We start from the raw sequence: 12,660 nt of genomic DNA, 5'->3' as shown, positions 1-12,660 counted from the left end.
CTATTCCGAAGGCAATACGCCATAGGCATCCACCCCGGCGGAATCCTCGCGATACCTTACAGCAAAGCGACGGGCTGTTACACAAAGACTATTGCAGAGCGCATTGTAGACAACTCAACAATTAGTGCATAAGTATTTGATTTTTATGATATTTCCATTTTTGCACCAAAGTAAGGTAGAATGTGCGCACTTGCTTATGGGGATTGACCAATTCCGCCACTTGTTGTTCCAGTCGGCGGCGCCCCATGGCCGCCAATAAACAAAAGACGGCCCGGATCGGAACAATAACGCTGCCTCCGGTGCGGGGTTTACAAGCGGGTTGCCCGCGCGCTGCGCGCCACGCGCCCAAATAGAGAAGCAGAAGCAACATCATGAAAAAAGCCCTGATCGCAAGCGCCAGCCTTGCCTTGTTCGCCTCCCTGTCCGCCCAGGCGGAAACTCTGCGCTTCGGCATCGACCTCAACTACCCGCCGTTCTCCAAGCAAGGCGCCGACGGCAAGCCGCAGGGCTTCGACATCGACATGGCCTACGCGCTGTGCGCGGCGATGAAGGCCACCTGCCAGATCGTGCCGCAGGACTGGGACGGCCTGATCCCGGCACTGAACGCCAACAAGTTCGACGCCATCATCTCGTCGATGCAGATCACCCCCGAGCGCGAGAAGGCGGTGGACTTCACCCACAAGTACTACAACATCGCCAGCCGCATGGTGGCCAAGAACGGCGCCAAGGTGGACCCGGCCAGCCTGAAGGGCAAGAAGATCGGCGTGCTGCGCGCCTCCACCCAGGAAAAGTTCGCCAAGGACTTCTGGGGCAAGAGCGGCGCCAGCGTAGTCGCCTACGCCAAGTCGCCTGAATCCTTCCTCGACCTGAAGTCCGGCCGCGTGGACGCCGTCTTCGTCGACAGCGCCGTCGGCGAGCAGGAATTCCTCAAGACGCCGCAAGGCAAGGGCTACGGCTTCGCCGGTCCCAACTACTCCGACGTCAAGTACTTCGGCCCCGGCTGCGGAATCGCCGTCAAGAAGGGCAACAAGGCTCTGGTTGAGCGCCTGAACAAAGCCATCGAGCAAATCCGCAAGGACGGCAGCTACAAGAAGGCCCAGGACAAGTACTTCAGCTTCGACATCTACGGCGGCTGACCCCGGCATCCTCCCTCGGACGGGCGCGCCCCGCGCGCCTGTTCCGGCAATCCCCTTTTCCGAGATTGCTTCATGCTTCAAGGCTATCTTCCCAGCATCCTCGAAGGCGGCGTGCTGACCCTGAAACTGGCGGGCACCGCGCTGATCGTGTCGGTCGCGCTCGGCCTGGTCGGCGCGCTGTTCAAGTCCAGCCAATCGCGCGTACTGACGCTGCTTGCCGAGCTCTACTCCACCGTGGTGCGCGGCATTCCCGACCTGGTGTGGATGTTTCTGCTGTTTTTCGGCGCGCAGATGCTGCTCAACGACGTCTGCGGCTACTTCGGCTGGCAAAGCCCGAACATCGATCCCTTCGCCGCCGGCGTGCTGACCCTGGGCTTCATCTTCGGCGCCTACATGACCGAAACCTTCCGCGGCGCGATGATGGCGGTGCACAAAGGCCAAATGGAAGCCGGCCTCGCCTACGGCATGTCGCCGCTGCGGGTGTTTTTCCGCATCCAGCTGCCGCAGATGGTGCGCTACGCGCTGCCCAGCTTTTCCAACAACTGGCTGGTGCTGGTGAAATCCACCGCGCTGGTTTCCGTCATCGGCCTCAATGACGTGATGTACCGCGCCGACGCCGCCAAATCGGCCACCCAGCAGCCGTTCGATGTCTACGTCGTCGTCGGCATGCTGTTCCTCATCGTCACCGGCGCGTCCAATCTGCTGCTCCACTGGATGGAGAAGCGCTATTCGCTGGGCGCCAAGGAGAGCGGACTGTGATCGATCCCAAACTGATTATCGAGCGGCTGCCGGAATTTTTCGGCGCCCATGACGGCGGGCCGATGCTGGCCAGCACCGACGGCCTGATCCTCACCTTGCAGCTGCTGGGCGTCTCGCTGCTGCTGGGCCTGGCGCTGGCCATCCCGCTGGCACTGGCGCGGGTTTCGCAAAACCGTCCTCTGTCCGGCGCGGTATGGCTGTTCGGCTATGTGTTCCGCGGCACCCCGCTCTTGGTGCAGCTGTTCATCATTTACTATGGCCTCGCGCAGTTCGACTGGATCCGCGACAGCTGGGCCTGGCAGTATCTGCAAAACGCTTACGCCTGCGCCATCCTGGCTTTCACGCTGAATACCGCCGCCTACACCACCGAGATCATCGCCGGCCAGCTGCGCAACACCCACTGGGGCGAGATCGAAGCCGCCCGCGCCATGGGCATGAGCCAGTGGCTGATGCTGCGCCGCATCGTGCTGCCTTCGGCGCTGCGCCGCGCGCTGCCCGCCTACAGCAACGAAGTGATCATGATGCTGCAGAGCACCGCCATCGCGGGCCTGGTGACCCTGGCCGACCTCACCGGCGTGGCGCGCCGCATCTATAGCGAAAGCTATATGCCGTTCGAGCCCTTCCTCACCGCCGCCATCATCTACCTGGGCCTGACTTTCATCCTGGTCTGGCTGATGAAGCGGGCCGAGCGCCGCTACCTGGCCTTTCTCGCGCCCCGCAAGTCATAAGCCTGCAAACGATAGCAAGCGGCAGCAATTCTTCTGCCTGCCGGCTGAAATAAATCGTACAATGCACGGCAAGATACGCCGCCATGCCAGGCCTCCCGGCATGGCGGTCTTTTTGCCAACCGAGTACAGACAATCACACCATGGGTCATCCGCCCCAAACCGGCAAAGCCCTGCGCTTTGGCTTCCTGCTTCTGCCCCACGCCTCGATGGCCGACTTCGCCGCCGCGTCCGAGGTGCTCGCCCACGCCAACTTGCTGGCGGAAAAGCGCCTGTACGAAACTCTGCTGCTGTCGCTAGACGGCGGCCAGGTGCAGCTGTCCAACGGCGTCAAGCTGGGCGTGGACCTGCCGCTGTCCTACGCGCCCAAGCTGGACTATCTGCTGATCCTGGCCGATGAAATCGGCAACGAATTCGCGCTGGAAGAGTTGAGCAAGGGCATCGCCGCCTGCAACACCGACAAGCTCACGCTGGGCGGCATAGGCTGCGGCAGCTACTGGCTGGCCCGCGCCGGCCTGCTGGCCGGACAGCGCGCCACCATACACTGGCGCGAAATCTCGCGGCTGACCGAGGAGTTTCCGGATGTGATCGTCACGTCCAATCTGTATGAAAGCGAAGGCCGCTATCTGAGCTGCGCCGGCGGCGCCGCCACCTTCGATTTCATGCTGGACTTGGTGGGCAAACAGCAGGGCCATGAATTCATCGCCCAGCTGTCCGAGCTGTTCAGCATGGAGCGCATCCGCCCGGGCAACGAGCGCCAGCGCATCCCGCTGGCCACCCGCATCGGCGGCAGCCAGCCCAAGCTGACCGAGGCGGTCAGCCTGATGGAGGCCAATATCGAAGAGCCGCTGTCCACCGACGACATCGCCTACTACGTCGGCGTCTCCCGACGCCAGCTGGAAAGGCTGTTCAAGCAGTACCTGGGCACTGTGCCGTCCAAGTACTATCTGGAGCTGCGCCTGGGCCGCGCGCGCCAGCTGCTGCAGCAAACCAGCAAGTCCATCGTGCAGATCGGCCTGGCGTGCGGCTTCTCCAGCGGTCCCCACTTCTCCAGCACCTACCGCAACCACTTCAACATCACCCCGCGCGAAGAGCGCGCCCAGCGCACCCAGACCAGCGCGCTGCAGCGCCAGCCCGCCCAGACCGAGCGCGGCTAGGTCAGCTGGCGCTCCGCCTGCAGCGCCAGCGGCAGCTCGATGCGGAAGCAAGCGCCGCTGGCCGGTATGTTTTCCGCCGAAATCAGCCCGCCGTATTGCTCCACAATGGTCTGGCAGATCGACAGCCCCAAGCCCATGCCATGCGGCTTGGTGGAAAAGAACGGGTGGAACAGCACCTCCAGCAGGTCCGGTGTGATGCCGCGGCCGGTATCGCGCACCTCCAGTATGCCTTTGCGCCCCTCGCGGCGGGTATGCACGATCACATGGCGCTTCATCGCCGGCTCGTCGCGCAGGGCATCCATCGCATTGGACAGCAGGTTCAGCACCACCTGTTCCAGCTGGATGCTGTCTGCCATCACCGGAATGGAATAGCCTGACAGCAGCTGCACCACCTCCACGCCGCGCTCGCGCAGATCGTACTCCACCAGAAACATGCAGTTGCCTACCACCTGGTTGACATCTATCAGCCGCGTCTCTATCGCCCGCTTGCTGACCAGCGCCCGCAGCCGCTTGATGATCTCCCCGGCCCTTCCCGCCTGCGCCACCGCCAGCTTGAGCGCCGAATTCACCTGCGGCGGCGCGTCCTCCACCCCATCCAGCAGCTGCATCGCCGCCTGGCAGTAATTGGAAATGGCGGTCAGCGGCTGGTTCAGCTCATGCGCGATGCCCGACGCCATCTCGCCCATGGTATGCAGCCTGGCCACATGCGACAGCTTTTCCAGGTGCTCCTTCACCCGGGTTTCGCTGGCCTCCAGCGCCTCCGCCGTGCGCTGGCGCAACGGCCCCATATCTCGCAGCGCGCATACCACGCCGATCAACACGCCCTCGCGCGACAGCAGCGGCGCCACCCCGCCCTCGACGAAATGCACCTTGCCGCGCGCAGTGGTCAGCTGCATCCGCTCCGCCAGTTCCACCGGGCGGCCTGTGCGGAAGCACTCGCTGATCGGATCTTCGGCGAACTCCGACGCCAACTCGCCCAACAACCGGAACACCTCGTGGCACGGCTGGCCCAGCACTTCCTCGGCCGGCATGTCGACCAGCCGCAGCGCCATCGGGTTCGCCATCTCGATGCTTCTGTCTTGCCGCAGAATCACCACGCCGTCATGGATCGCGCTCAGCGTCACCGACGCGCGCTCGCTCTGCAGGAACAGCTCCTCGTCGGCCTGATTGCGCTCCCGCCGCAAGGCCATCCGCTGCGAATAGATCAAGCCGACCGCCGCCAGCAGCAAGGTGATGAACAGCTCGCGCAGCAATAACGGCAGCAAGGCGAGGTCGTTCAAACGCACATCCTGGGCCACGCCAAGCACGAAAGGCTGCGCCTCGCTGCTCAGAGGAAGCCGCGCCTCCAGCCGCGTCACCACCGGCCACCAATCATGCTCGGCAAAGCGGTGCAGACGTTGATACAAAGGTTCTACGCCATCGCCCTTGGGCAATAGCGACAGATCCAGGCTGCCCGGCAGCCCCTGATCCACCGGCAACTGCAACAATCTGTCGTAGAACACCACCAGCGCCACCATGCCGGCCAGCTCGCGCGCGCCGGATGCCCTCCTCGGCTCGGCCGATGGACGGAACAAAGGCTGCATCAGCATGTAGGCTCGGCCGCCGCCATCGTATAAATCAAAGGGACGAGAAGACACCTTTTGCCCGCTGGACAGCGCCCTGCGCAACTCCGGGGCGAAATGCGGGTCGCCCAGCACATCGTAACCAAACACCGGGCTAACCGCCGGCAGATCCGGTTCTATCATCGACACCACCAGCGACTGCTTGCGCACCGGCGCCGGCTGCCAGCTGCGCTTGCCCATCACGTCGAAATCGCGGATATAAAAGGTCTCGCCGAAGCGGGTTTCCATTTCACGCAAAAACGGACCGCGATTCTCAGCCGTGACATTGCGGAAGAATTCAATCGCATAAAGCTGTTGATAGCGCGGCAACATTTCTCGCGAAAACGCGCTCAAAGCCTTGGCATCGAGCGGCTCGCGCGACAACAGCAGGGCATCTATCGCCGACAGCACCGACTCGTTCTGATCCAACCTGCGCGCCACGCCCGCGTATGCCTGATGCGCAGCCAGCTCGAATCCATCCTGCAGCCTGCGGTACTCGCCCATCGCCCACTGGCTCAGCACCAGCAGCGCGCAAACCAGCCAGATAGCACCAAACAGAAGCCACTCGCCACCTTTGAATTTGCTCAAGACTTCCGCCCCAGGGATATATCTGACATTTCAAATAATATGCATTGCATAAAACATCTGCCGCGCATTTTTGCAAAAATCGCTCAAGCAGGCAATGACCGCGAGCCAGGCGCCTAGCCGCACCAGCTGAAGCGTTGAAACAAGGCCCGCGATCGGGCAAGCGGCACGTCGACTGCCCAGTCAAAGCCCGCCAGGCGCCTGGCGGGCAGCGGGATGCGCCCCCTCGCGGGGACTGGCGGATGGGCAGCGGCGACGGACGGTCGCCGCGCGGGTTCGGGGAGGGGGCGGCAAGGCCGAAACGACACAGCCCGGCGGGCGGCCGAAACGCAGAAACCCCAGCTCATCGAGCTGGGGTTCTGTATGGGGCGTCTGGCGGTGTCCTACTTTCACATGGCGAATGCCACACTATCATCGGCGCTAAGGCGTTTCACGGTCCTGTTCGGGATGGGAAGGCGTGGGACCACCTCGCTATGGCCACCAGACATAAACTGTACAAACTTAAAGAAGCCCGAACCCGTCTCTCAGACAGATTCGCATATATTCGGTATTTGACGTACGTCGCACATCCACTCTCTTGTGTCTCAGTTTCCCAAGCCACTCAAATGATAGGATCAAGCCTCACGAGCAATTAGTATCGGTTAGCTTCACGCCTCACAGCGCTTCCACACCCGACCTATCAACGTCCTGGTCTCGAACGACTCTTCAGGGAGGTCAAGCCTCCAGGGAAGTCTCATCTTCAGGCAAGTTTCCCGCTTAGATGCTTTCAGCGGTTATCTCTTCCGAACTTAGCTACCCGGCGATGCCACTGGCGTGACAACCGGTACACCAGAGGTTCGTCCACTCCGGTCCTCTCGTACTAGGAGCAGCCCCCGTCAAACTTCCAACGCCCACTGCAGATAGGGACCAAACTGTCTCACGACGTTTTGAACCCAGCTCACGTACCACTTTAAATGGCGAACAGCCATACCCTTGGGACCGGCTACAGCCCCAGGATGTGATGAGCCGACATCGAGGTGCCAAACACCGCCGTCGATGTGAACTCTTGGGCGGTATCAGCCTGTTATCCCCGGAGTACCTTTTATCCGTTGAGCGATGGCCCTTCCATTCAGAACCACCGGATCACTATGTCCTGCTTTCGCACCTGCTCGACTTGTCGGTCTCGCAGTTAAGCTACCTTTTGCCATTGCACTATCAGCACGATTTCCGACCGTACCTAGGTAACCTTCGAACTCCTCCGTTACACTTTGGGAGGAGACCGCCCCAGTCAAACTGCCTACCATGCACTGTCCCCAATCCGGATCACGGACCAAGGTTAGAACCTCAAAGGGGTCAGGGTGGTATTTCAAGGTCGGCTCCACCAGAACTAGCGTCCTGGCTTCAAAGCCTCCCACCTATCCTACACAAACCACTTCAAAGTCCAATGCAAAGCTACAGTAAAGGTTCACGGGGTCTTTCCGTCTAGCAGCGGGTAGATTGCATCTTCACAAACACTTCAACTTCGCTGAGTCTCAGGAGGAGACAGTGTGGCCATCGTTACGCCATTCGTGCGGGTCGGAACTTACCCGACAAGGAATTTCGCTACCTTAGGACCGTTATAGTTACGGCCGCCGTTTACTGGGGCTTCGATCAAGAGCTTGCACCCCATCACTTAACCTTCCAGCACCGGGCAGGCGTCACACCGTATACGTCCACTTTCGTGTTGGCACAGTGCTGTGTTTTTGTTAAACAGTCGCAGCCACCGATTCTCTGCGACCTGTCAAAGCTTCGGACGCGAAGTCCTACACCTCAACAGGCATACCTTCTCCCGAAGTTACGGTATCAATTTGCCGAGTTCCTTCTCCTGAGTTCTCTCAAGCGCCTTAGAATTCTCATCCTGCCCACCTGTGTCGGTTTGCGGTACGGTTCTTGTGCAGCTGAAGCTTAGTGGCTTTTCCTGGAAGCGTGGTATCAGTCACTTCAGGTCCGTAGACCCTCGTTATCACGTCTCGGCGTTAAAGAAGAGCGGATTTGCCTACTCTTCACGCCTACCGGCTTGAACAGACTATTCCAACAGTCTGCTGACCTAACCTTCTCCGTCCCCACATCGCACTGCACAAAAGTACGGGAATTTTAACCCGTTTCCCATCGACTACGCTTTTCAGCCTCGCCTTAGGGGCCGACTCACCCTACGCCGATGAACGTTGCGTAGGAAACCTTGGGCTTTCGGCGAGCGGGCTTTTCACCCGCTTTATCGCTACTCATGTCAGCATTCGCACTTCTGATATCTCCAGCATCCCTTACGAGACACCTTCACAGACCTACAGAACGCTCCCCTACCACGGACGCTTACGCGCCCATCCGCAGCTTCGGTTATCAGTTTGAGCCCCGTTACATCTTCCGCGCAGGACGACTCGACCAGTGAGCTATTACGCTTTCTTTAAATGATGGCTGCTTCTAAGCCAACATCCTGGCTGTCTATGCCTTCCCACTTCGTTTACCACTTAACTGATCATTTGGGACCTTAGCTGGCGGTCTGGGTTGTTTCCCTCTTGACGATGGACGTTAGCACCCACCGTCTGTCTCCCATGCTTGCACTTTCCGGTATTCAGAGTTTGCCATGGTTTGGTAAATCGCAATGACCCCCTAGCCATAACAGTGCTTTACCCCCGGAAGTGATACATGAGGCACTACCTAAATAGTTTTCGGGGAGAACCAGCTATCTCCGAGTTTGTTTAGCCTTTCACCCCTATCCACAGCTCATCCCCTAGTTTTGCAACACTAGTGGGTTCGGACCTCCAGTGCGTGTTACCGCACCTTCATCCTGGCCATGGATAGATCACTCGGTTTCGGGTCTACGCCCAGCAACTAAAGCGCCCTATTCGGACTCGGTTTCCCTACGCCTCCCCTATTCGGTTAAGCTTGCTACTGAACGTAAGTCGCTGACCCATTATACAAAAGGTACGCAGTCACGGAACAAGTCCGCTCCCACTGTTTGTATGCATCCGGTTTCAGGTTCTATTTCACTCCCCTCCCGGGGTTCTTTTCGCCTTTCCCTCACGGTACTGGTTCACTATCGGTCGATCACGAGTATTTAGCCTTGGAGGATGGTCCCCCCATATTCAGACAGGATTTCGCGTGTCCCGCCCTACTTCTCGTATGCTTAGTACCAAGAATGCGTTTTCGTGTACGGGGCTATCACCCACTACGGCGGTCCTTTCCATGAACCTTCCACTAACGCAATCTCTATCACATACAGGCTGTTCCGCGTTCGCTCGCCACTACTTACGGAATCTCGGTTGATTTCTTTTCCTTCAGCTACTTAGATGTTTCAGTTCGCTGAGTTCGCTTCCTCTGACCTATGTATTCAGTCAGGGATGACCCCTAAGGGCCGGGTTTCCCCATTCGGATATCGCGGGATCAAAGCTCTATTGCCAGCTCCCCCGCGCTTTTCGCAGGCTTACACGTCCTTCATCGCCTGTGATCGCCAAGGCATCCACCAGATGCACTTAGTCGCTTGACCCTATCATTTCAGCAGCCTAAGCCACTAAAACAACAAGTGTGTTTGTGCGACGACTGCACCGCCCCTTTTGATATGGCGACGCAGCCTTTGATACAATCAAATACCCAAGATGACGATTCATTCAACGAAAGACTTAACTCTCGCTGTTTGTTTCGCCGTCTTAATATATTCGGCTTCTTCAGTTTGTTAAAGATCGGGCGTATTGCTGAGCAGCTTTCGCTGCACGCGAACAACGCAAACAGAATCAAACTCGATCAAGTTCGTTTTTGTTTGCACTGTAAGTGGTGGAGGATGACGGGATCGAACCGACGACCCCCTGCTTGCAAAGCAGGTGCTCTCCCAACTGAGCTAATCCCCCAACTGGTGGGTCTGGTAGGACTCGAACCTACGACCCCTGCGTTATCAACACAGTGCTCTAACCAGCTGAGCTACAAACCCAGTCAACTTCTCAGCACTGAATCTCTTCGATCCAGCTGCCCTTAACGCGAATAACCGATAGGCTGTAAGTGCTTGGCGATCGCCTTCTCTAGAAAGGAGGTGATCCAGCCGCAGGTTCCCCTACGGCTACCTTGTTACGACTTCACCCCAGTCATGAATCCCACCGTGGTAAGCGGCCTCCTTGCGGTTAGCCTACCCACTTCTGGTGAAACTCACTCCCATGGTGTGACGGGCGGTGTGTACAAGACCCGGGAACGTATTCACCGCAGCATGCTGATCTGCGATTACTAGCGATTCCGACTTCACGCACTCGAGTTGCAGAGTGCGATCCGGACTACGATCGGTTTTATGAGATTGGCACCACCTCGCGGCTTAGCGACCCTCTGTACCGACCATTGTATGACGTGTGAAGCCCTGCTCATAAGGGCCATGAGGACTTGACGTCATCCCCACCTTCCTCCGGTTTGTCACCGGCAGTCTCATTAGAGTGCCCAACTAAATGATGGCAACTAATGACAAGGGTTGCGCTCGTTGCGGGACTTAACCCAACATCTCACGACACGAGCTGACGACAGCCATGCAGCACCTGTGTTACGGCTCCCTTTCGGGCACCAAGATATCTCTACCAAGTTCCGTACATGTCAAGAGCAGGTAAGGTTTTTCGCGTTGCATCGAATTAATCCACATCATCCACCGCTTGTGCGGGTCCCCGTCAATTCCTTTGAGTTTTAACCTTGCGGCCGTACTCCCCAGGCGGTCAATTTCACGCGTTAGCTACGCTACCAAGGATTCAAACCCCCAACAGCTAATTGACATCGTTTAGGGCGTGGACTACCAGGGTATCTAATCCTGTTTGCTCCCCACGCTTTCGTGCATGAGCGTCAGTGTCATCCCAGGGGGCTGCCTTCGCCATCGGTATTCCTCCGCATCTCTACGCATTTCACTGCTACACGCGGAATTCTACCCCCCTCTGACGCACTCTAGTCTTGCAGTCTCCAATGCCGTTCCCAGGTTGAGCCCGGGGCTTTCACATCAGACTTGCAAAACCGCCTGCGCACGCTTTACGCCCAGTAATTCCGATTAACGCTTGCACCCTACGTATTACCGCGGCTGCTGGCACGTAGTTAGCCGGTGCTTATTCTTCCGGTACTGTCATCCCCGCCAGGTATTAACCAGCGGGATTTCCTCCCGAACAAAAGTCCTTTACAACCCGAAGGCCTTCTTCAGACACGCGGCATGGCTGGATCAGGCTTGCGCCCATTGTCCAAAATTCCCCACTGCTGCCTCCCGTAGGAGTCTGGGCCGTGTCTCAGTCCCAGTGTGGCGGATCATCCTCTCAGACCCGCTACTGATCGTCGCCTTGGTGAGCTCTTACCTCACCAACTAGCTAATCAGACATCGGCTGCTCGTATAACGTGAGGCCTTACGGTCCCCCACTTTCCCCCTCAGGGCGTATGCGGTATTAATCCGGCTTTCGCCGAGCTATCCCCCATTACACGGTACATTCCGATGCGTTACTCACCCGTTCGCCACTCGTCAGCGGTGCAAGCACCCTGTTACCGTTCGACTTGCATGTGTAAAGCATGCCGCCAGCGTTCAATCTGAGCCAGGATCAAACTCTTCAGTTCAATCTCATAGCAAATTTTCTGGCACGCAAGTTCAAAGAAATAAACAAGTATCTCTTGTCTCTTGCAGTGCAAGTTTTTGGCTTTCGCCAAACACTTACACCTATCGGTTATTCTGTCTGTTAAAGAGCGGTGCCGATCGCTGCGTCGTCATCACCGGAACCGTTTCGTTTCCGCTGTTTCGTTCGCTGCGTCAGCTGAGGAGGCGAACTATACCCCCGGGACCCGCACCCGTCAACACCTTGCTTGCGAAAAATCAGAAAAATTCATCGCAAACCGCCCCGCGCGCCGCCAAGCCCATGATCTGGCTGAAGATATGAACACAGGGTATTTGCAAAAGCCATCGACAAAACGGATGGCGCGCCGCCCGCCCCGCCCCCAAACCCCGAAAACAAACAGGCCGGCGCACCCGCCGGCCTGCTTCAACCCCTCTCATCAGGCCTTATAGATGATCAAGCAGCTGCAGCGGGTGATCGATATCGGCATCCGCCCCCCACTGCTCCGGCTTGTCGTCCGCCGAGAAATAGCCCCAGTTGACCAGCACCGTCTTCATGCCGACATTGCGGCCCGCCTGGATGTCGCGCTCGGCATCGCCGACATACATGCAATGCTCGGGCGCGATGCCGATCTGTTCGGTGGCGTGCAGCATCGGACGCGGGTCGGGCTTTGCCACGCCCACGGTATCGCCGCTGACGATGACAGCTGGCGGAATGGCGAACGGCAGCCACGGCACCAGGCGGTCGGTGAAGCGCATCGACTTGTTGGTGATGATGCCCCAGGCCAGGCCGCGCTTGTCCAATTCGGCGATCAGCTCGTTGACGCCGTCGAACAGCGTCGTCTCCTCGGCGAGGCTGGCGTCGTACAGATCCATGAAGCGCACCCGCAGCGACTCCATCCGCTCGGCGTCGAGTCCGGCGCCGAAGCCCAGCCGCACCAGGCCGCGCGCGCCATGGCTGGCCATCGGCCGGATCGCCTCGTATGGCTGCGGCGGCAGGCCCTCTTCCTTCAGCAGGCGATTCAGCGCCGCCCCCAGGTCGCGGGCGGTATCCGCCAGCGTGCCGTCCAAATCGAACAATACTGCCTTGATCATGATTCCTGCTTCACCAGATTGGAAATAAGGCCGGCATTGCAC

7 protein-coding genes, 2 tRNA genes and 3 rRNA genes are annotated in these 12,660 nt (G+C 58.7%); 4 read left to right on the top strand and 8 right to left on the bottom strand.

Going from position 1 to position 12,660, the window contains the following annotated elements; genetic code table 11:
* Window positions 1–121 precede the first annotated feature (121 nt).
* Window positions 122–373, bottom strand: a complete 252-nt coding sequence (locus tag U6115_RS08995) for a hypothetical protein (protein WP_146008340.1) — start codon at window positions 371–373, stop codon at window positions 122–124.
* Here U6115_RS08995 and U6115_RS08990 point away from each other — a divergent pair.
* From U6115_RS08990 to U6115_RS08975, 4 genes are all read left to right on the top strand, one after another.
* Window positions 372–1,136, top strand: coding sequence for an ABC transporter substrate-binding protein (locus tag U6115_RS08990; RefSeq protein WP_043579906.1), 765 nt, complete (start codon window positions 372–374; stop codon window positions 1,134–1,136). The two genes, U6115_RS08995 and U6115_RS08990, sit on opposite strands and share 2 nt — an antisense overlap.
* A gap of 72 nt (window positions 1,137–1,208) precedes the next feature.
* Window positions 1,209–1,895: an ABC transporter permease gene (locus U6115_RS08985; RefSeq protein WP_043579909.1), complete on the top strand. Its 687-nt coding sequence runs from the start codon at window positions 1,209–1,211 to the stop codon at window positions 1,893–1,895.
* Window positions 1,892–2,623, top strand: a complete 732-nt coding sequence (locus U6115_RS08980; RefSeq protein WP_076098297.1) for an ABC transporter permease — start codon at window positions 1,892–1,894, stop codon at window positions 2,621–2,623. The genes U6115_RS08985 and U6115_RS08980 overlap by 4 nt, the downstream gene beginning before the upstream one ends.
* Before the next feature lie 140 nt (window positions 2,624–2,763).
* Window positions 2,764–3,777: a GlxA family transcriptional regulator gene (locus U6115_RS08975; protein WP_043579911.1), complete on the top strand. Its 1,014-nt coding sequence runs from the start codon at window positions 2,764–2,766 to the stop codon at window positions 3,775–3,777.
* Here the strand turns inward: U6115_RS08975 and U6115_RS08970 are convergent.
* The 7 genes from U6115_RS08970 to U6115_RS08940 all read right to left on the bottom strand — a co-directional run bounded on the left by U6115_RS08970 (window position 3,774) and on the right by U6115_RS08940 (window position 12,618).
* The gene (locus U6115_RS08970) at window positions 3,774–5,966 is read right to left on the bottom strand and encodes an ATP-binding protein (RefSeq protein ID WP_230623437.1); all 2,193 of its coding nucleotides are present in this window, start codon (window positions 5,964–5,966) and stop codon (window positions 3,774–3,776) included. The two genes, U6115_RS08975 and U6115_RS08970, sit on opposite strands and share 4 nt — an antisense overlap.
* A gap of 367 nt (window positions 5,967–6,333) precedes the next feature.
* A 5S ribosomal RNA gene (rrf, locus tag U6115_RS08965) occupies window positions 6,334–6,448 on the bottom strand.
* Between the two features lie 125 nt (window positions 6,449–6,573).
* Window positions 6,574–9,465, bottom strand: a 23S ribosomal RNA gene (locus tag U6115_RS08960).
* Between the two features lie 282 nt (window positions 9,466–9,747).
* Window positions 9,748–9,823 (bottom strand) — tRNA-Ala (locus tag U6115_RS08955).
* Window positions 9,824–9,826: 3 nt separating this feature from the next.
* Window positions 9,827–9,903: transfer RNA gene (locus U6115_RS08950), tRNA-Ile, on the bottom strand.
* A gap of 92 nt (window positions 9,904–9,995) precedes the next feature.
* Window positions 9,996–11,531: ribosomal RNA gene (locus U6115_RS08945) — 16S ribosomal RNA — on the bottom strand.
* The 16S, 23S and 5S rRNA genes sit together here with 2 tRNA genes alongside, the layout of an rRNA operon.
* Window positions 11,532–11,970: 439 nt before the next feature.
* The gene (locus U6115_RS08940; protein ID WP_043579247.1) at window positions 11,971–12,618 is read right to left on the bottom strand and encodes an HAD family hydrolase; all 648 of its coding nucleotides are present in this window, start codon (window positions 12,616–12,618) and stop codon (window positions 11,971–11,973) included.
* Window positions 12,619–12,660 lie beyond the last annotated feature (42 nt).

Origin of the sequence: Chromobacterium subtsugae (genome assembly GCF_035919665.1) — a bacterium.
Lineage (GTDB): Bacteria > Pseudomonadota > Gammaproteobacteria > Burkholderiales > Chromobacteriaceae > Chromobacterium > Chromobacterium subtsugae.
This window is presented reverse-complemented; position numbering and strand designations above follow the sequence as displayed.

What these genes read in the sequence shown, in the direction of transcription:
- U6115_RS08990 (WP_043579906.1), top strand. Translation starts at nt 372, where the DNA reads ATGAAAAAAGCCCTGATCGCAAGCGCCAGCCTTGCCTTGTTCGCCTCC.
- U6115_RS08995 (WP_146008340.1), bottom strand. Translation starts at nt 373, where the DNA reads ATGATGTTGCTTCTGCTTCTCTATTTGGGCGCGTGGCGCGCAGCGCGC.
- U6115_RS08940 (WP_043579247.1), bottom strand. Translation starts at nt 12,618, where the DNA reads ATGATCAAGGCAGTATTGTTCGATTTGGACGGCACGCTGGCGGATACC.
- U6115_RS08975 (WP_043579911.1), top strand. Translation starts at nt 2,764, where the DNA reads ATGGGTCATCCGCCCCAAACCGGCAAAGCCCTGCGCTTTGGCTTCCTG.
- U6115_RS08985 (WP_043579909.1), top strand. Translation starts at nt 1,209, where the DNA reads ATGCTTCAAGGCTATCTTCCCAGCATCCTCGAAGGCGGCGTGCTGACC.